The sequence below is a fragment of the Micropruina sp. genome (assembly GCF_027492755.1).
GTDB lineage: Bacteria > Actinomycetota > Actinomycetes > Propionibacteriales > Propionibacteriaceae > Micropruina.
In genome coordinates, this window is the sequence record NZ_JAPUED010000058.1 from 1 (window position 1) to 18410 (window position 18410).

Annotated in this window: 18 protein-coding genes; 10 read left to right on the forward strand and 8 right to left on the reverse strand. The window is 70.5% G+C overall.

Going from position 1 to position 18410, the window contains the following annotated elements; all coding sequences use genetic code 11:
* From Q0066_RS03840 to Q0066_RS03850, 3 genes are all read left to right on the forward strand, one after another.
* Positions 1–362 (forward strand): biotin/lipoyl-containing protein (locus tag Q0066_RS03840; RefSeq protein ID WP_298130233.1); only part of this gene is annotated, 362 nt, incomplete at its 5' end.
* A gap of 106 nt (positions 363–468) precedes the next feature.
* Positions 469–1107 carry a hypothetical protein gene (locus Q0066_RS03845; RefSeq protein WP_298130235.1) on the forward strand — a complete coding sequence of 213 codons (639 nt, stop codon included), beginning with the start codon at positions 469–471 and terminating at the stop codon, positions 1105–1107.
* A 7-nt stretch (positions 1108–1114) separates the two neighbouring features.
* A complete protein-coding gene (locus Q0066_RS03850; RefSeq protein WP_298130238.1) occupies positions 1115–1804 on the forward strand; it encodes a hypothetical protein in 690 nt (229 codons plus the stop codon).
* An 80-nt stretch (positions 1805–1884) separates the two neighbouring features.
* Here Q0066_RS03850 and Q0066_RS03855 read toward each other — a convergent pair whose 3' ends face one another.
* Positions 1885–3291 carry an NAD(P)H-quinone dehydrogenase gene (locus Q0066_RS03855; RefSeq protein ID WP_298130264.1) on the reverse strand — a complete coding sequence of 469 codons (1407 nt, stop codon included), beginning with the start codon at positions 3289–3291 and terminating at the stop codon, positions 1885–1887.
* Positions 3292–3401: 110 nt separating this feature from the next.
* Here Q0066_RS03855 and Q0066_RS03860 point away from each other — a divergent pair, with 110 nt between their 5' ends.
* The 4 genes from Q0066_RS03860 to Q0066_RS03875 all read left to right on the forward strand — a co-directional run bounded on the left by Q0066_RS03860 (position 3402) and on the right by Q0066_RS03875 (position 7553).
* Complete coding sequence (locus tag Q0066_RS03860) at positions 3402–3860, forward strand: hypothetical protein (RefSeq protein WP_298130239.1); 459 nt, start codon at positions 3402–3404, stop codon at positions 3858–3860.
* A gap of 105 nt (positions 3861–3965) precedes the next feature.
* A complete protein-coding gene (locus Q0066_RS03865; RefSeq protein ID WP_298130241.1) occupies positions 3966–4757 on the forward strand; it encodes a purine-nucleoside phosphorylase in 792 nt (263 codons plus the stop codon).
* Positions 4754–6409 (forward strand): phospho-sugar mutase, encoded by a 1656-nt coding sequence (locus tag Q0066_RS03870; RefSeq protein WP_298130242.1) that lies wholly within the window; start codon positions 4754–4756, stop codon positions 6407–6409. The genes Q0066_RS03865 and Q0066_RS03870 overlap by 4 nt, the downstream gene beginning before the upstream one ends.
* Before the next feature lie 88 nt (positions 6410–6497).
* A complete protein-coding gene (locus Q0066_RS03875) occupies positions 6498–7553 on the forward strand; it encodes an alcohol dehydrogenase catalytic domain-containing protein (protein ID WP_298130243.1) in 1056 nt (351 codons plus the stop codon).
* A 1-nt stretch (position 7554) separates the two neighbouring features.
* Here the strand turns inward: Q0066_RS03875 and metG are convergent, their stop codons facing one another.
* A complete protein-coding gene (metG, locus tag Q0066_RS03880) occupies positions 7555–9342 on the reverse strand; it encodes a methionine--tRNA ligase (protein ID WP_298130244.1) in 1788 nt (595 codons plus the stop codon).
* 151 nt (positions 9343–9493) lie between these two features.
* On the opposite strand from metG, the gene Q0066_RS03885 reads away from it, so the two are divergent.
* Positions 9494–10717, forward strand: coding sequence for an inorganic phosphate transporter (locus Q0066_RS03885; protein ID WP_298130247.1), 1224 nt, complete (start codon positions 9494–9496; stop codon positions 10715–10717).
* Positions 10717–10998, forward strand: coding sequence for a hypothetical protein (locus Q0066_RS03890; RefSeq protein ID WP_298130249.1), 282 nt, complete (start codon positions 10717–10719; stop codon positions 10996–10998). Before Q0066_RS03885 ends, Q0066_RS03890 begins: the two co-directional genes overlap by 1 nt.
* A 106-nt stretch (positions 10999–11104) precedes the next feature.
* Here the strand turns inward: Q0066_RS03890 and Q0066_RS03895 are convergent, their stop codons facing one another.
* Positions 11105–11764: a hypothetical protein gene (locus Q0066_RS03895; RefSeq protein ID WP_298130251.1), complete on the reverse strand. Its 660-nt coding sequence runs from the start codon at positions 11762–11764 to the stop codon at positions 11105–11107.
* A gap of 62 nt (positions 11765–11826) precedes the next feature.
* Here Q0066_RS03895 and Q0066_RS03900 point away from each other — a divergent pair, with 62 nt between their 5' ends.
* Complete coding sequence (locus tag Q0066_RS03900; RefSeq protein WP_298130253.1) at positions 11827–13254, forward strand: PLP-dependent aminotransferase family protein; 1428 nt, start codon at positions 11827–11829, stop codon at positions 13252–13254.
* A 74-nt stretch (positions 13255–13328) separates the two neighbouring features.
* On the opposite strand, the gene Q0066_RS03905 is transcribed toward Q0066_RS03900, so the two are convergent.
* From Q0066_RS03905 to Q0066_RS03925, 5 genes are all read right to left on the reverse strand, one after another.
* Positions 13329–13736: a cytidine deaminase gene (locus Q0066_RS03905; RefSeq protein WP_298130255.1), complete on the reverse strand. Its 408-nt coding sequence runs from the start codon at positions 13734–13736 to the stop codon at positions 13329–13331.
* Between the two features lie 30 nt (positions 13737–13766).
* Positions 13767–15071 carry an ABC transporter permease gene (locus Q0066_RS03910; RefSeq protein WP_366521495.1) on the reverse strand — a complete coding sequence of 435 codons (1305 nt, stop codon included), beginning with the start codon at positions 15069–15071 and terminating at the stop codon, positions 13767–13769.
* The gene (locus tag Q0066_RS03915) at positions 15068–16249 is read right to left on the reverse strand and encodes an ABC transporter permease (RefSeq protein ID WP_298130256.1); all 1182 of its coding nucleotides are present in this window, start codon (positions 16247–16249) and stop codon (positions 15068–15070) included. Before Q0066_RS03915 ends, Q0066_RS03910 begins: the two co-directional genes overlap by 4 nt.
* Entirely contained in the window at positions 16246–17820 is a 1575-nt protein-coding gene (locus Q0066_RS03920) for an ABC transporter ATP-binding protein (RefSeq protein ID WP_298130258.1), read from the reverse strand. The genes Q0066_RS03915 and Q0066_RS03920 overlap by 4 nt, the downstream gene beginning before the upstream one ends.
* Before the next feature lie 86 nt (positions 17821–17906).
* A partial coding sequence (locus tag Q0066_RS03925; RefSeq protein ID WP_298130260.1) for a BMP family ABC transporter substrate-binding protein occupies positions 17907–18410 on the reverse strand: 504 nt, incomplete at its 5' end.

Genomic DNA, 18410 nt, shown 5'->3' on the forward strand with positions numbered 1-18410 from the left:
AACGGCAGAGCTTCGTGGTCGAGGTGGACGGACGCCGGCTCGAGGTCCGGCTGCCGGCCGCGCTGGTGGCACCGTCTCGTCCCAGCACCACCCAGTCCTCCCGCCCGGCGCGGCGGACGGGGACCGCACGGCCGGCCGCCGCGGCGTCCGGCGACCTCACCGCACCCATGCAGGGCACCATCGTCCGGGTCGCGGTGGCCGAGGGCGACCAGGTGGCCGAGGGCGACCTGGTCGTGGTGCTGGAGGCGATGAAGATGGAGCAGCCGATCGCCGCGCACCGCGCCGGGACCATCAGCAACCTGCGTGCGGCTACGGGTGCAACCGTGACCAGCGGTGCCGTGTTGTGCAGCATCGTGGACTGATCAGTGCATCGTGACCGCGCCGCGACAGGCCGCCGGCGTTTATGTCGCAGGGAGATTCATCGGAATTTCTTGGTGACATAGCAGCTTATGTGTGCACAATGAGCCGGTGGACTATCTCGGCGTGGTGTTGCTGGTGGCCGTCGTGGCCGCCGCCTTCGTCGTGATCGCCCGTGCCGCCGTGAGCCAAACCCGGCGCGTCCGTGTCGAGCAGGCCAGCCAGGTGCGTCTCGCCCGGCGGGCCGCCGAGGCCGACGTGAACAGCTTCGGTGACGAAGTGAGCCGGCTCGCCGTACTCGCCGACGAGGACGCCCAGGCCGCCGACCTCTACGCCTTGGTGAGCGCCCTGCACGCAGGTGCCCAGCAGTCGCTGCGCGAGGCCAGCCGTCCGAGCGACTTCGGCCGGGTCACCGCGATCCTCGCAGAGGGCCGTTGGGCGGCCGCCCGGCTCGCCGCCTGCGCCGCCGGGCAGCCGTCGCCCGCGCGCCGTCCCCCCTGCTTCTTCAACCCCGGCCACGGCCCGTCAGCCACCAACGTCACCTGGCAGCGCCGCAGCGTGCCCGCCTGCGCCGCCGACGCGGCTCGCATCGAGGCCGGCGCCGACCCCTACATCCGCACCGTGGAGCGCGACGATCGCCGGGTGCCGTACTGGGAGGGCGGACCGGCCTACGCCGGTTGGGCGGACGGCTACTACGCGTCCTGGCGCGGCGATGGGCTGGTGGCCGACATCGGCCCGAACAACCTCTGACCGACTGATGGCTCGTGCGCCGCGCCGCCTGACGCCGACCCGGGCGGCGTTGGCCGGAGCCTTGGCCGTGCTGCTTGTCGGCTGCACCTCGCCCCGCATCGACTTCGACCCGGTGCGGACGGCGAGCCCGGCGGGCTTCCCCTGCCCGGCGGCCGGCAGCCCCGCGTCGATGTCACCGCAGGCGGTCGTGCGCGACGGCCGGGTGCAGATCGGCAAGGTGTCCTACCCGGTCGCCCCGGTGCCGTACGGACCGCCGTCCAATCTCGAGTACATGGCGTTCGGCAACCTGGTCGGTTCGCAGCACGCCTCGGTCGAGGCTCCCCAAGCGAACAGCATGGGCTGGGACTCGGTGGTAGCCCTGGCCAGGCTGAGTTCGGTGGACGGCGTCTGGGGCGGACAGCGGGCGGCCGAGGTGGTCAGCCAGTGTTCGCTGTCGATGACCTGGCGCGGCATCGACTACCACCCCGAGGTGCGCCGTGATGAGGAACGGACCGTCGACGGCCACCCCGGCTGGATCCGGATCACCGACCTGAGCTTCACCGTGCCCGGCATCCGCGCCACCCGGGAGGTGCAGACGGTCATCGCCGTCCAGGTCGGTGACGAGAGCTACGCCTACCTCAGCTACCTGCCCAACACCGCCGAGAGCCTGAAGGCAACCCTGGACGCCACCCGCGAGGGCCTCCGCGTCGACGACTGACCCGCTCCCCGCAAAGCACTCCGGGGCAGCGCGTGGATGCGGAGGGTGGCTGCGAGGCGGATGGACTGCCGGCAGAGGCGTCAGTAGGTGACGGACTCCAGCGACCCGCTGTGCAGCCGGCGGGCGGCCTCGGCGATCGAACCGGTCAGCGACGGGTACACGGTGAAGCTCTCGGCAACCTGGTCGACGGTCAGCTTCTCGCGGACGGCCAGCGACAGTGCCTCGATCAGCTCGCTGGCGATCGGGGCCACCACCACACCGCCGATCACGATCCGGGTGGTGGGCAGGCAGAAGATCTTCACGAAGCCGTCGGCGATGCCGCGCATCTTGGCCCGCGGGTTGGTGTGCAGCGGCAGCATCACCGCATGGCCGGTGACCGCCCCGGAGTCGAGTTCGGCCTGACTGACGCCGACGGTGGCGATCTCGGGCGCGGTGAACACGTTGGCGGCGACGGTGCGCAGATCGAGCGGGCCGACGGCGTCGCCGAGCGCGTGCCACATGGCGATCCGGCCCTGCATGGCGGCCACGGAGGCCAGCGGGAACACCCCGGTGCAGTCGCCTGCCGCGTACACCCCGCGGGCGCTGGTGCGGGAGACCTTGTCGACCCGGATGTAGCCGCGCTCGTCAAGCTCGACGCCGGCGGACTCCAGGCCGATGCCGGCGGTGTTGGGGGTGGAACCGACCGCCATCAGGCAGTGCGATCCGGTGACGGTTCGCCCGTCGGCCAGCTCGACCACCACCTCGTCGCCGACCACCCGCGCGGCGTGGGCCCGGGAGCGGGACAGGATGGTCATGCCGCTGCGTTCGAACACCTGCTGGACGACGCGGCCGGCGTCGGCGTCCTCGCCGGGCAGCACCTGGTCGCGCGAACTGACCAGGACGACGTCGGCCCCGAGTGCGTTGTAGGCGCTGGCGAACTCCGCCCCGGTCACCCCGGAGCCGACCACGATCAGCCGTTTCGGCAGTTCGCTCAGCCCGTACAGCTGCGTCCAGGTCAGGATGCGTTCGCCGTCCGGGCGGGCGGCAGGCAGTTCGCGCGGCGTGGTGCCGGTGGCGAGCAGGATGATGTCGGCCCGCAGCCGCTCCTCGCCGTCGGCGGTGCTGGCGACCACCCACTCGGTGCCGTCGAGGCGTCCGCTGCCTTCGATCAACCGGACGCCCTCGGCCTCCAGCCGGGTGCGGATGTCGCCGGACTGGGCCGCTGCGAGCCGCAGTACCCGCTCGTTGACCGCCGCCAGGTCAACCCGGAACGCTCCCGCCAGGTCCTCGGCCCCGTTGAGCCGCAGCCCGAGTTCATGCGCCCCGCGCAGGGTGGTCATCACCTCGGCGGTCGCGATCAGGGTCTTGGACGGCACCACGTCGGTCAGCACCGCCGAGCCGCCCGGGCCGCGACGCTCGATCACAGTCACCCGTCCGCCCAGCTGGCTGGCCACCAGCGCCGCCTCGTAGCCGCCGGGACCGCCGCCGATGATCACCACGTCCATCACGACGGGCATTCTTGCATCCCGATGCGACAAGCGGCCGCACCGCTGCCTCGGGCGTCCGGGCGTCGCAGCGGGGGAAGGTCGGTGGCCTGGGCGCTAGTAGGCTCAGCGAGGTGCCGCACGACCGCTCCACGCTCACCCTCGGGGTGCTCTGTGCCCTACTCGTCGGAGTAGCCGTGCTGATGATCGCCGTCGGACTGCCTGAGCAGACCCTGCTGCAGCAGCGGTTGCTGCAGCTCTACTCTGTGCCGCTGTCCGGCGCGCTGGCCCTCGGCGTGGTCCATCTGGCCGGCAAGCTGTCCAGCCTGAACACCGCAACCCGGGTGGTGCTCGGCGTGGCCGCCGCGGCTTGCTTGTTGGGTGTGGCGGGAATGGCCGTCGGCCTGCTGCTGGGAATGGACGGCCTGCTGCCCGCCGCCCAGGCGGTGATGTGGCTCGGCCTCGGGTTCGCATTGCTCTGGCTGGTCGCCCAACTGCCGCGCCGCACCGATCGCCGTACGTTCGGGCTGCGGCCGATCGACGAGGACGCGGACGAGGACGAGGACGAGGACGACGAGCCGAAGCAGGACTGAGCCGCGACCTCGCCGAACGGCGGTGTCGTTGGGCCGAGGGGAACCACCATCGAGGCCTTTCAGCGTGTCCTCGAACCTGTCGGTGCGGAACGATATCGTCGCCGGATGGACGATCCTTACGCCCTCGCCGGCGATGCGGCGGACGCCCTGCGCGGCCGATTCGGCATCGACCGGATCGATCTGGCGCTGGTGTTGGGTTCCGGGTGGGCACAGGCGTCGCAGGGTCTCGGCGAGCCGATCGGCGAGTGCCCTCTGGCGGACCTGCCGGGTTTCTCCGCCCCGGTTGTCGCCGGGCACGGCGGTGCGTTGCGCCTGGTGCTGACGGCGTCGGGATCGGTGGCCGCGATCCTCACCGGACGCACCCATCTCTACGAGGGACGCGGCGTCGCCCCGGTGGTGCATGGGGTGCGCACGGCCGCGGCCGCCGGGGCCTCCACGCTGGTGCTCACCAACGGCTGCGGCGGCATCGCCCACGCCCCCGGCGCGCCGGTGCTGATCGCCGACCAGATCAACCTGACCGGCGCGACACCCCTTGTCGGGCCACGTTTCATCGATCTCACCGAGGTGTACAGCTCGCGATTGCGTGCCCTGGCCAAAGATGTCGATCCGAGCCTGGAAGAGGGCATCTACTGCCAGTTCCACGGGCCTGCCTACGAGACACCCGCAGAGGTGCAGATGGCGAAGGTGATCGGCGGCACCCTGGTCGGCATGTCCACCGCACTCGAAGCGATCGCCGCCCGCGAGGCCGGCCTCGAGGTGCTCGGCATCTCGCTGGTCACCAACGCGGCCGCCGGCATCGCGTCCGAGCCGTTGTCGCACGCCGAGGTGGTCGAGGCCGGCCTCGTCGCGCAGCCTCGGCTGCGCGGGCTGCTGGCCGGGCTGTGGGAGCGACTGTGATCAGCGAGGAACTGGAGGCCGCGATCACGGCCTGGCTGGCCGACGATCCGGACGCGGCGACCCAGCTGGCGCTGATCCACCTGCGCGACCGGGCCCGGGACGGTGACCCGGCGGCGAGCGCCGAACTCGCCGACGCCTTCGCCGGGCCGCTGGCGTTCGGCACCGCGGGCTTGCGCGGCGCCCTGGGCCCCGGCCCGGCCCGGATGAACCGGGTGGTGGTCGGACGCGCCGCCGCCGGGCTGGCCCGCTACCTGATCGACCAGGGGCACGCCGGCGGCCGGGTGATCGTCGGTTTCGACGCCCGCTACAACTCCGACGTCTTCGCCCGCGACACCGCCGAGATCCTGGCTGGTGCCGGCCTCCGGGTGCTGTTGTGCGACGAGCCTCAGCCCACCCCGGTGGTGGCGTTCGGCGTCCGCTACTACGGCTGTGTCGCCGGCGTGATCGTGACCGCCTCACACAATCCGCCGCAGGACAACGGCTACAAGGTCTATCTCGGCGACGGGTCCCAGATCATCCCGCCGGCGGACGCCGAGATCGCCGCGCGGATCGGGGCGGCGTCCCGGCGACCGCTGGCGACCATTGCCCGCGGTGACGACTACGAACTGCTCGGCGACGACCTGGTCGAGGCCTACGTCGACCGGGCCGCCGCGCTGGTCGCCGGCAGTTCCGCACGCGAGGTCGTCTGGGTGCACACCGCCCTGCACGGCGTCAGTTCGGACGCCATGGCGCGTGCGGCCTGCGCGGCCGGTTTCCCGTCTCCCATTCAGGTCGCCGTGCAGGCCGAACCGGACCCCGCGTTTCCCACCGTCGCCTTCCCGAACCCCGAGGAGCCGGGCGCGATCGACCTGGCCATCGCCCTGGCTCGCGAGATGGGCGCCGATCTCGCGATCGCCAGCGATCCGGACGCCGACCGGTGTGCCGTCGCCTGCCCGGTCGACGGCGACTGGCGGATGCTCAGCGGCGATGAGCTGGGCTGGCTGCTGGCCTCCGCGGGCCTGGAGGCGGGGGTTGCGGGAACCTACGCCTGTTCGGTGGTCTCCAGCACCCTGCTGGGCGATCTTGCGGCAGTCCATGGGCAGCCGTTCCGGCAGACCCTGACCGGCTTCAAGTGGATCGCCCGGGTGCCCGGGCTGGCGTTCGGTTACGAGGAGGCGATCGGCTACTGCCTCGACCCGGAGGCCGTCGCCGACAAGGACGGCATCACCGCCGCGCTGCGGGCGCTCGAGTTGGCCGCCCGGCTCAAGACGGCCGGCCGCGGCCTCGCCGACCGGCTCGACGACCTGGCCCGCGATCACGGCGTCTGTCTCACCGAGCCGCTCAGCTACCGGGTCGAGGATCTGGCGGTGATCGGTGAGGCGATGGCCCGGCTGCGCGTCGCCCCGCCGGAGGCTCTGGCCGGCGAGCCGGTCGCCGTCGTCGACCTGGCGGCCGGCAGCGACGGGTTGCCCGCCACCGACGGTCTGCTGTTCACCGGCGACCGGGTGCGGGCCGTCGTCCGGCCGTCCGGCACCGAGCCCAAGCTGAAGTGCTACCTGCAGGTGAGGCTGCCCCCCACCCCGCACGACCTGGCCGGAGCGCGGAGCGAGGCCTCCGCCCTGCTCAGCGGGCTCCGTCACGACCTGGACCTGGCTCTGCGCCTGGACGGCTGACCCGCAAGACGCGGCTTGCCACCCGTCGCCCGCTCCGCGAAACTCGCGGCTATCTACTACGAAAACCCGAATGTGAAGGAGCTGCAGCATGACCGAACTGATGGACGCCGCGCTGATGTATGGCCCCGGTGATATCCGCGTCGAACAGGTCGAGAAGCCGGCCTGTCCCGAGGGCGGCTTCGTGGTCAAGGTGATGGCGGTGGGCATGTGCGGTTCGGACATCCGCAACCTGACCACCGACTCGCGCAAGGGCGTCTACCCGCACATCTACGGCCACGAGGTCGTCGGGCTGGTCGACCAGGTGGCGCCGGGCGTCAGCGAGTACCAGGTGGGCGAGATGATCTACGTCTATCCCGTCGCGCACTGCCTGCGGTGTGACTTCTGCCGCAGCGGGCACAGCGAGCAGTGCCCGAACGTCGAGGAGTACACCGAGCAGCCGGGCGGCTTCGCCCAGTACATCGCCTACGGTCCCAAGCGCGTCGAGCGCGGCGCCACCTTCAAGGTGCCCGACGGCGTCGACCCGGTCCGCGCCGCGCTGGCCGAGCCGATGTCGTCCACCTACGCCTGCGTGGACAACATCAACGTGACCATCGGCGACTCGGTGGCGATCCTCGGCGCCGGCCCGATCGGGGTGTTCCTGGCGATCCTGTGCCGGATGCGCGGCGCCAGCAACATCATTCTGGTCGACGTGAACGCCGACCGGCTGGACAAGTCGGCGGCGTTCGACGAGATCGACCATCGGGTCAACTCCAGCGAAGTCGACCCGGTCGAGGAGGTGCTGCGGCTCACCGGTGGACTGGGCGCCGACAAGGTGATCTCGGCCAACCCGTCCACCATCGCCCAACAGCAGGGGCTGCTGATGACGAAGCGGGCCGGCACCATGGTCTTCTTCGGCGGTGTCGCCAAGGGCGCGCTGACCGAGGTCGACAGCAACCTGGTGCACTACCGCGGGCTGTGGATCTACGGTCACTACGGCTCGAACACCATGCAGGTGCAGAAGGCCTTCGAGCTGGCGATCGACCCCAAGTTCCCGGCCGACCGGCTGGTCTCACATGTGCTTCCGCTCAGCGACATCAACCGGGCCATCGAGATGACCCGGACCGGTGAGGCCCTGAAGGTCATCCTGACCCCCAACGGCCAGTAGCTCAGGCGATCGGGGCCCACTCCGGTCCGGTCTCGGCCAGCTTCGGGTCGAGCTTGGTGAAGATCGGGGTGGGCTTCGCCAGCGGCGTCCCGACCGCGATCGGGCGGGACTCCCAGGTCGCCTGCTGGTTGACGTAGTCGCCGCGCAGTACCGGGTAGGGCGCCTCGGCGCCCGGCTCGGTGACCTCGGTCAGTTCGGGCTGGGCCGCCCAGACACCTTCGCCGCCGAGAGCCTCGAACACCTTCTGCGCGGCGTGCGGCAGCAGCGGGGTGAGCAGGGTGTTGCAGTCCTGGACGACCTGCAGCGCGACGTGCAGCACGGTGTCGCGGCGGACCGGGTCGTCCTTGAGCTTCCACGGCTCCTGATCGGAGAGGTACTTGTTGGCCAGGCCGACGACCCGCATCGCCTCGGTGGTGGCCAGCTTGAATTTGCACCGGCCCCAGGCGTCGCCGACCACCGCGTAGGCGTCCTTGGCGGCCTGCAGCAGGGCCTCGTCCGCCTCAGTCAGCTCACCCGCTGCCGGGATCGCGCCGACGTTCTTGTGCGCCATCGAGATCGACCGGTTGATCAGGTTGCCCCACTCGTTGGCGAGTTCGAAGTTGATCCGGCGGACGAACTCCTCCCAGGTGAAGTCGGTGTCCTGGTTCTCCGGACCGTTGACCGCGATGAAGTAGCGCAGGGCGTCCGGACCGAAATCGCGCAGGAAGTCGCGCACGTAGATCACATGCCCACGCGACGAGGCCAGCTTCGAGCCCGACATGGTCAGGAACTCCGACGACACGATCTCGGTCGGCAGGTCGAGCAGACCGAACGCCGACGGCTCGCCGCCCTTATCGCCCTGGCCATTGGCGCCGAGCAGAATGCCGGGCCAGATCACCGAGTGGAAGGTGATGTTGTCCTTGCCCATGAAGTAGTACGACCGGGCGTCGTCGTTGCTCCACCAGCGCTTCCAGGCGTCCGGGTCGCCGGACCGCTTGGCCCATTCGATGGACGCCGACAGGTAGCCGATGACCGCGTCGAACCAGACGTAGATCCGCTTCATCGGGGCGTCCTCCCACCCCTCGATCGGGATCGGCACACCCCAGTCCAGGTCGCGGGTGATGGCCCGGGGCCGCAGCTCGGCGAGCAGGTTCTCGCTGAACTTGAGCACGTTCGGACGCCAGTCGGTGCGGGTCTCCAGCCATTCGCCGAGCGCGCCGGCCAGCGCCGGCAGGTCGAGGAAGAAGTGCTCGGTCTCGATGAACCGCGGCGCCTCGCCGTTGATCCGTGAGCGTGGGTTGATCAGATCGATCGGGTCGAGCTGCCGTCCGCAGTTGTCGCACTGGTCGCCGCGGGCCCCGTCGAAGCCGCAATGCGGGCAGGTGCCCTCGATGTATCGGTCGGGCAGGGTGCGTCCGGTGGACGGGCTGATCGCGCCCTGTTGCCGCTGCGCGACGATGTAGCCGTTGGCGTGCAGCGCCCGGAACAGCTCCTGGACCGTCGTCCGGTGGTTGAGGGTGGTGGTGCGGGTGTACAGGTCGTAACAACAACCCAGCCCGGCGAGGTCCTCGGCGATCACCCGGTGGTACTTGTCCGCGGTCTGTTGCGGGGTCAGCCCCTCCTTCTCAGCCTGCACCTGAATGGCGGTGCCGTGCTCGTCCGTTCCCGACACCATCAGCACGTCGTTGCCGGCCATTCGCATGTAGCGCGAGAAGACGTCCGAGGGGACGCCGAAGCCGGAGACGTGGCCGATGTGCCGCGGACCGTTGGCATACGGCCAAGCCACCGCGGTCAGGATGGGAGAAGTCATGATGGGCATCCTAAAGGTTCGGCGCGTGACCCCCTCACCAGCGCCCATCATCGATCATGACGGGCTTGGTGAACACGGCATTAACAAGGGGTTACGGTTGACTCTCAACCAACTGTTTCCGCGGTGACGAGATTGTCCCTACGATGAACACGTGTCCCCCGAGCTCATACTCTTGGCGCTCGTCGTCGTCACGGCTCTGGCCTTCGACTTCACGAACGGATTTCACGACACAGCCAATGCGATGGCTGCGTCGATCGCCACTAAGGCGTTGACCCCGAAGACCGCTGTCGTACTGTGCGCGACCCTGAACCTGGTGGGCGCTCTACTCTCGGTCGAAGTGGCCCTCACCGTCACCAACGCGGTGATCAACCTGCAGAATCCGGACGGCTCGCCGCGCGCCGAATTGCTCGCCGACGGCGGCACCCGGCTGCTGTTGATCCTGCTCGCGGGGCTGGCCGGCGCCATCATCTGGAACCTCGCCACCTGGCTGTGGGGACTGCCCTCCAGCTCGTCGCACGCTCTGTTCGGCGGCCTGGTCGGCGCCACCCTGGCCGGCCTCGGCTGGGGCGGCGTCAAGTGGGTCGGCGAGGGCGGCAAGGTGGACGGCGTGGTCGGCAAGGTGATCCTGCCCGGCCTGATGTCACCGGCGATCGCGCTGATCGTCGCCCTGGTCGGCACCAGCCTGGTGTTCAAGGTCGCCGCCAAGCTGACCGAGAGGTACCGCACTCAGGGCTTCCGCTGGGGCCAGGTGGGGGCGGCTTCGCTGATGTCGCTGTCACACGGCACCAACGACGCCCAGAAGACGATGGGTGTGATCACTCTCGCGCTGATCGCCTCCGGGCACTGGGACAGCACGCACGAGGTGCCGTTGTGGGTGAAGCTGGCCTGCGCCGTCACGATCGCGCTGGGCACCTATCTGGGCGGCTGGCGAATCATCCGCACCATGGGCAAGGGGCTGGTCGAGATCGAGCCGCCACAGGGAATGAGCGCCGACATGGCGTCCGCCTCGGTGATCCTGGCCTCCAGCCAGCTCGGTTTCGCGCTGTCCACCACCCATGTGGCGACCGGCTCGATCCTCGGCTCCGGGGTCGGACGCCCCGGCGCGCAGGTGCGTTGGGGAGTCGCCGGCCGGATGGCGTCCGCCTGGCTGACCACGCTGCCGGCGGCCGCTGCCGTCGGTGCATTGATGTTCCTGATCGGCAACGCGCTCGGGCCCGGCGTGGGTGCCAGCGTGGTGTTCCTGCTGCTCTGCGCCGCCGGCGGCTACATGTGGCTGCATTCGCGCAAGGAGCCGATCGGCCATCACAACGTCAATGACGATTGGGCACCGGCCCCGAAGGACAGCAAGCCGGACAAGAAGGAGGTGGGGGTCTGATGTGGCTCACCGCCCTCGATGACGCCTGGCGGATCCTGGCCGCCGGGCTGGCGCTCGGCGCCGGCCTGCCGATTCTGTTCGCGCTCGGTGTGAAATCCATCGCCTGGGCCAACGGTGATCTACCCGACACCGCTCGGAATCCCTTCGGCCGGGTGCTCGCGGTCGTCCTGTTCGCCGTGGTGCTGCTCGCCATCGCCATCGGAATCGGCTACATCGTCGCCCACGGCTTCGGCTACACGCTGACCTTCGACGGCCTGCTGCCGTCCTTCGTCAAGCGCTGACCCCTAGCTTTCCCGGCCTCCCCGCTCGACCCACAGGGCCGTCTGCCGGGCGGGCTCACTCGCCGCTGCTCGCTGGCCCGCCCGGAGCCTGCCGCGGACTGAGCACCTAGCCGGCGACCGGCTCCGGCTGGCGCACCAGCGTCCAGGTGAGGAAAAATTGAGTGAGCGGGCCGATGGCGAGGGCGAACACCAGGGTGCCGAGGCCGGCCGTACCGCCCAGCGCCAGGCCGATCACCAGCACCACCACCTCGATCAGCGAGCGGACCAGCCGCAGGCTGCGTCCGGTGCGGCGCGCCAGGCCGGTCATCAGCCCGTCGCGCGGGCCGCGTCCCAGCTGCGCGCCGATGTAGACCGCGCCGGCGACGCCGTTCAGCACCACTCCGGACAGCATCAGCGCGATCCGCGGCGCCCAGTCGTCCACCGCCGGCAGCCAGACCAGGGACGCGTCCACCGCCAGCCCGATCACGATCGCGTTGGCCAGCGTCCCGACGCCCGGACGCTCCCCGACCGGGATCCACAGCAGCAGCACCACGAAACTGAGCGCGATGGTGATCTGCCCGAAGCTGAGCGGCAGCCAATGGGTCAGGCCGATGCTGAGCACGTCCCACGGAGCCACGCCGAGGTTGCCGCGCAGCATCAGCGCGATCGAGAACCCGAACAGCACCAGCCCGATGAACAGCTGGGCGACGCGGCGCGGCAGGCGACCGGTGCGCAGCTGTCCCAGCGGACCCAGATTGGAGATCTCGATCGGACGACTCGTGCTCATGCGACCCATCCTCTCCACCCAATGGCCTTGTATGAAAGAGCCAATCGTGACACGGTGGCCCGGTGAGCGGCTCCATTCCCACCAGCCGGGTGGCCAATCTGGTCGGCGAGATCCCTGCCCCCGCCTTCAGTGGCCTGGCGACCCGACTGGCGTCGGTGATCGCCGACGGCCTGCTGCCGCTGGACCAGCGGCTGCCCAGCGAGCGTGACCTGGCCACCGCGCTGGGCCTTTCCCGGACGACGGTGACCAGGGCCTACGGCATGTTGCGCGAGGCCGGCTACGCGGCCGCCCGGCAGGGCTCCGGCACCTGGACGCGGGTGCCCGGCGGCCCGGCCCGCGGCCATGACCGCGCCCTGCTCCCCCAGCCCGACCGGGCCTCGACGATGGATCTGAGCTGCGCGGCGCCCGCGGCGGTTCCCGGCCTGGCCAGCGCCTATGCGGCCGCGGCAGCGGCCCTGCCGGCCTATCTCACCGGCCATGGCTACTTCCCGCTGGGTCTGCCCGAGCTGCGTGAGGCGATCGCGGATCGCTACCGGCGGCGTGGGCTGCCCACCTCCTCCGATCAGGTGCTGGTGACCTCGGGGGCGATCGCCGCCATCGCCGCGGCCGCGCAGGCCCTGCTCGGGCCCGGTGACCGGGTGCTGGTCGAATCACCGGTGTATCCGAACGCGGTGACCTCGCTGCGCCGGGCCGGGGCCCGGGTGGTGGCCGTCCCGGTCGATCCGGACGGCTGGGACCTGGACGCCATGGAGGCGTCGCTGCGCCAGGCGGCGCCTCGTGCGGCCTATCTGATCCCGGACTATCAGAATCCGACCGGGCTGCTGCTGAACGACGACCAGCGCGATCGGCTCGGGGCCGCCCTGGCTCGTGCCCGGACTGTGGCGATCGTCGATGAGAGTCACGCCGACCTGCATCTGGAACAGCTGCCGGTCCCGGCCCCGATGGCGGCACACAGTTCGTCCGCGATCACCGTCGGCGGTTCGTCCAAGGCGTTCTGGGGTGGGCTGCGGGTCGGCTGGCTGCGAGTGCCCCACGGCCGCCAGCAGCTGTTCACCCGGGCTCGGCTCGGACTCGACCTGGGCGCACCGATCCTGGAGCAGTTGGTGCTGACCGAGCTGCTCACCGGCCCGGACGGCGACGCGCACCAGCAGCGCGCGCGACTGCGCGCCCAGCGGGATGCCCTGGCCGGCGCCCTGGCCGAACGGCTGCCCGACTGGCGCTTCCGTGTCCCGGCCGGCGGGTTGTCACTGTGGTGCGAGCTGCCCCGTCCGGTGGCCGCGGCCCTGGCGGTCGAGTGCGAGCGCCGCGGCCTGGTGATCACCCCGGGCTCGGTGTTCGCGCCTGAGGGCGGGCTGGCGTCGTTCGTCCGGCTGCCCTACACCCGGCCGGAGGCCGACCTGCTGGCCGCCGTGGACGTGCTGCACACCGCCTGGACGGCCCTGGACGGCCGGCACGACGTCGCCGATCCGGTGCGCATCCTGATCGCCTGAGCCCGCCGCACCCCGCTGGTTGAGCTTGTCGAAACCGTTGCCACAGGGGTCTCGACAAGCTCGACCAGCGATCGCTAGGCGTGGTCGGTCACGTGCAGGATGTCGTCCGGGCCGAACGCCTGCGGCAGCACCTGGGCCATCGTCCGGATGCCTTCGGGGGTGTCCAGCAGCAACTCCGCCCCGCCGAACTCGTAGAGCAGTTGGCGGCAACGGCCGCACGGCATCAGCGGCTCGCCCAGCGCGTTGACGCAGGCGAAGGCGAGCAGGCGTCCGCCGCCGGTGGCTGCCAGCTCCGAGACCAGTCCGCACTCGGCGCACAGGGTGAGGCCGTAGGAGGCGTTCTCGACGTTGCAGCCGGCCACCAGCCGTCCGTCGTCGACCAGCGCCGCCGCCCCCACCGGGAACCGCGAGTACGGCGCGTAGGCCCGGTCACACAGTTCGCGCGCCCGGGTCCGCAGCGCGTCCCAATCGATCTCAGCCATGGTCACCTCGTGTGTCGGTTGTAGCGGATCTCACTTCGCATACGGGACGCCGTCGGCGGCGGGGGCGCGGGTGCGTCCGATCAGGCCGGCGACGGCGATGATCGTGGCCAGGTAGGGCAGCATCAGCAGGAACTGGCTGGGCACCGGCGTGTTCAGGGTCTGCAACTGGGACGCCATCTGCACCACGAAGCCGAAGAACAGCGCCATGGTGGCGGCCAGCACCGGGTGCCAGCGGCCCATGATCACCGCGGCCAACGCGATGAAGCCGTTGCCGGCGGTCAGGTCCTTGCTGAACGAGCCGATCGAGCCGACGGTGAAGAAGGCCCCGCCCAGCCCGGAGAAGACGCCGGCGACCAGCACGGCCTGCCAGCGGACGCGTTTCACCGAGATGCCGACCGCGTCGGCCGCCTCCGGGTGCTCGCCGACCGCCCGCACCCGCAGCCCCCACCGGGTGCGGTAGAGCAGGAACCACACCACGACCACCGAGATCACCGCCAGGTAGACCAGGATGGTCTGGTCGAACAGCACCGGCCCGAGCAGCGGGATGTCGCTGAGCAGCGGGATCGGAATGGTGTCCATGGTCGGGGCGTTGTTCAGCGCCCGCGAGTTGGGCTGCACCAGCTGGTCGAACAGGAAGCCGGTGATGCCCGAGGCGAGCAGGTTGATCACCACACCCAGCACCACCTGGTCGACCAGGTACTTGATCGCGAACAGGGCCAGCACGGCGGCCATCATGACGCCCGCCAGCACCGCCGCGAACAGCGCCGCCGGGATGGACTTGGTGACCGAGCCGACCAGGGCAGCGGCGAAGGCGGCCGTCAGGAACTGGCCCTCGATCGCCACGTTCACCACGCCGGCCCGCTCCCCCAGCGAACCGCACAGCGCGCCGAGGATCAGCGGGGTGGCGGTGAACACGGTGCCGGCCAGCTGGTTGGCCACCGGGAAGGGCAGGTCCTTGCCGGCCGCCGCCCAGGTCAGGAAGCCGATCACCACCGCCAGCCCGGCGATCACCCCGGCCAGGGTGCGCTGCCGGCCACGCAGCCGTCCGGACAGGAAGCCGGCAGCCACCAGCAGGCAGGCCACCGCGGCGACCGCGACGACCGGCGCACCGGGAATGACGATCGTGGGCAGCTGGACGTCAGCGAAGGCGTCCGACAGCGCGAAGCTCGCGCTGCCCTCGGTGCCGAAGAACAGCACCCCCAGCATCACCCCGACGATGCCGATCAGCGCACCGGTGGAGATCCGGGCGCGGCGCGCGTCGCGGGATTCGATCACCTCGAAGTCGAGCTGCTCGGGGGCATCGGTCAGGCTCGGCGCACGCGATTCGGTGCTCATGCGTCCACCCCCGTCAGCGAGACGCGGGTCTTGCGGGCCTTCAGGAACGGCACCAGCGTGGCGACCAGCTGCGGTGCCGCGACGAACAGCACCACCAACGCCTGCAACACCAGGGTCAGGGTGAGCGGCGTCTGCGCCACGCTCTGCATCGCCAACCCGCCGGCGCTCAGCCCGCCGAACAGCAGCCCGGCCAGCACGATGCCGAGCGGCCGGGAGCGGCCCAGCAACGCCACGGTGATGGCGTCGAAGCCGACCGTGCCGACCAGTCCCTCGGTGAGCGGCACCGGCACCCCGTTCACCGACGGTCCGAGCGCCGCCTGGACGCCGGCCAGCCCGGCCAGCGCACCGGCGATCGTCATCGTGACGATCGTGGTGGTGCCCACGTTCATGCCCGCGGTCCCGGCGGCGGACGGGTTGGCGCCGACCGCCCGGATGGCGAAGCCGACGGTGGAGCGTTCCAGCAGCCAGCCGACGGCGACGGCAGCCGCCAGCGCCACGAAGAAGCCCAGATGGAGCTGCCCCCACAGCTGCGGGAAGGCGGCGGAGTCCGGCACCTCGGGCGAGATCGGATCCGCACGACCCGGACGCTGGAAAGCCGTGGTGGTCAACGTCCAGGCCAGCAGCCCGGCGGCGAGGTAGTTCATCATGATCGTGACGATCACCTCGTGCGCGCCGGTGCGGGCCTTCAGCCAGCCGACCAGGCCGCCCCAGACACCGCCCACGATGAGGCCGGCGGCCACCGCCACCACCAGGTGCACCACCGGTGGCAGCGACCACGCGAAGCCGACGTAGGCGGCAGCCATCGATGCCACGATCGCCTGTCCCTGGGCGCCGATGTTGAACAGTCCGGCCCGGAACGCCAACCCGACCGCGAGGCCGGCGCAGATCAGCGGAGCGGCGGCCGCGGTGGTGGCGGCGAGCGCCTCCGGTGAGCCGATCGCCCCGTTCAGCAGCGCCGCGTACGCGGTGGAGACCTTGGTCCAGGCCGCGCCCAGCGCCAGCCCGGGTGCGGTGAACAGGTAGGCGAAGTTGCTCGACACGGCCGGGTCGGCGGCGATCATCAGGATCGCCCCGACGATCAGGGCCAGTACGAACGCGGCGAGGGTGATCACCCAGTCGCGCCAGCGGGACCGGGCCCATTCCCGCACCCGTGACGTGCGCAGTGTCTCGGCCATCATTCGCCCTCCCCCTGCTCGGCGTCCCTGACCAGGGCAACCGCCTCGTCGTAGGGGACGCCGGCCATCATCATGCCCAGCACGTCGCGCGGGGTGTCCGGGGCGACGATGCCCACCACGGTGCCGCGGTACATCACCAGCACCCGGTCGGCCAGCGCCTCGACTTCCTCCAGTTCGGTGGACACCAGCAGCACGGCGGTGCCGCGGTCGCGTTCGGCGACGATCCGCTTGTGCAGGAATTCGATGGCGCCGACGTCCACCCCGCGGGTCGGCTGCGAGGCCACCAGCACCGACAGGTCCCGGCTCAGCTCGCGGGCCAGCACCGCCTTCTGCGCGTTGCCCCCGGACAGCGACGAACCCAGGTTCCGCACGTCGGGTGTGCGGATGTCGAACTCGTCCCGCAGCGCCACCGCGTTGCGGTCGATGGCGCGCAGATCCAGCGACAGCCCGGACGCGAACGGCGGCCGGTCGTAGCGGTTCAGCACCAGGTTCTCGGCAATGGTGAAGCTGCCGATGAAGCCGTCGTGCTGCCGGTCCTCGGGGACGAAGCCCATGCCCGCGACGATCGTCTGCCGTGGCGTGGCGTGGCTGATGTCGACCCCGTCCAGCTCGATCCGGCCGGACAGCACCGCGGCGTTGCCCAGCAGCGCGTCGGCCAGTTCGGACTGGCCGTTGCCCTGGACGCCGGCGATGCACAGGATCTCGCCGCCGGACACCTCGAAGTCGATGCCGTCCACCACCACGGCACCGGCCGCGTTGGCAACCGTCAGCCCACTGACCTCGAGCCGGACGGCGCCGGGCGCGGCATGCTCCTTGTCAACGCTGAGGTCGACCGCCCGGCCGACCATCAACCGGGCCAGCTCCTGCTCGGACGTCCCGGGCTCGGCCTGGCCGACCACCCGGCCGCGGCGCAGCACGGTGATCCGGTCGGCGATGGCCCGCACCTCGCGCAGCTTGTGGGTGATGAAGACGATGCCGCGTCCCTCGTCGCGCAGGTTCTGCATGACGACCATCAACTCGTCGATCTCCTGCGGGGTGAGCACTGCGGTGGGCTCGTCGAAGATCAGGTACTTCGCGTCGTTGGCCAGCGCCTTGAGAATCTCCACCCGCTGCTGGATGCCCACCGGCAGGTCCTCGATGACGGCGTCCGGGTCGACCGGCAGGCCGTAGCGGGCGGACAACTCCCGGACGGTCGCCCGCGCGGTCTTCATGTCCACCACCAGGCCGGGCTCGCGGCCCAGGATGAGGTTCTCGGCGACGCTGAACACCTCGACCAGCATGAAGTGCTGGTGCACCATGCCGATCCCGGCGGCCATCGCCTGCTTCGGGTCGGCGAACTGTCGCGGGGTGCCGTCGATGACGATCTGGCCGCCGTCGGGCTGGTAGAGCCCGTACAGCACGTTCATCAGCGTCGACTTGCCGGCACCGTTCTCACCGAGCAGGCAGTGGATCTCACCGGGCCGGACGTCGAGGTCGATGGCGTCGTTGGCGACGAACGAACCGAACGTCTTGGTGATGCCCTTGAGTTGCAGGCCGGCCGATTCCGCCGGCGGCGATGACGTGGAGCTGGTCATTCACACCGTTCCTTCCCGATCGGTGCCTTGGGAACGTCAGAAGGGGGCGCGGCACGCGCCCCCTTCCGTCGGTCCTGCGGCAACTCTCAGGCGGTCGTCTTGATGGTGCCCGCGATGATGTCGGCCTTGATCTTGTCGAGTTCGGCCTTGGTCTCGGCGGAGACCTTCGAATCCCAGTCGTGGAACGGGGCCAGGTAGGCGCCGCCGTTGGCCAGCGTGCCCACGTAGATCTCGTTGCTGAAGTTGTTCTCCTTGGCGGCCTTGATCGCCTCGAAGACGGCCAGGTCCATCGCCTTGCCGACCGAGGTCGGGATGACCGCGCAGTACTGCTCCTGGCTGACGCAGCCGTCGGTGTCCACCCACAGCGAGGCGACCTTGCCGTTGCTGGACTTGGCGACCTGCAGCGCGCCTTCACCGGACGGGCCGGCGACCGGCAGCAGGATGTCGGCGCCCTGCGCCATCAGGTTGGAGGCGACCTTCTTGCCGCCGGGCAGATCGTCGAATGCGGCCTGGCCGCCGATGAAAGTGCCGTCCTTCTTCGCGGTGTCCCAGCCGAGGACCGCGACTTTCTTACCCTTTGCCTGGTTGTA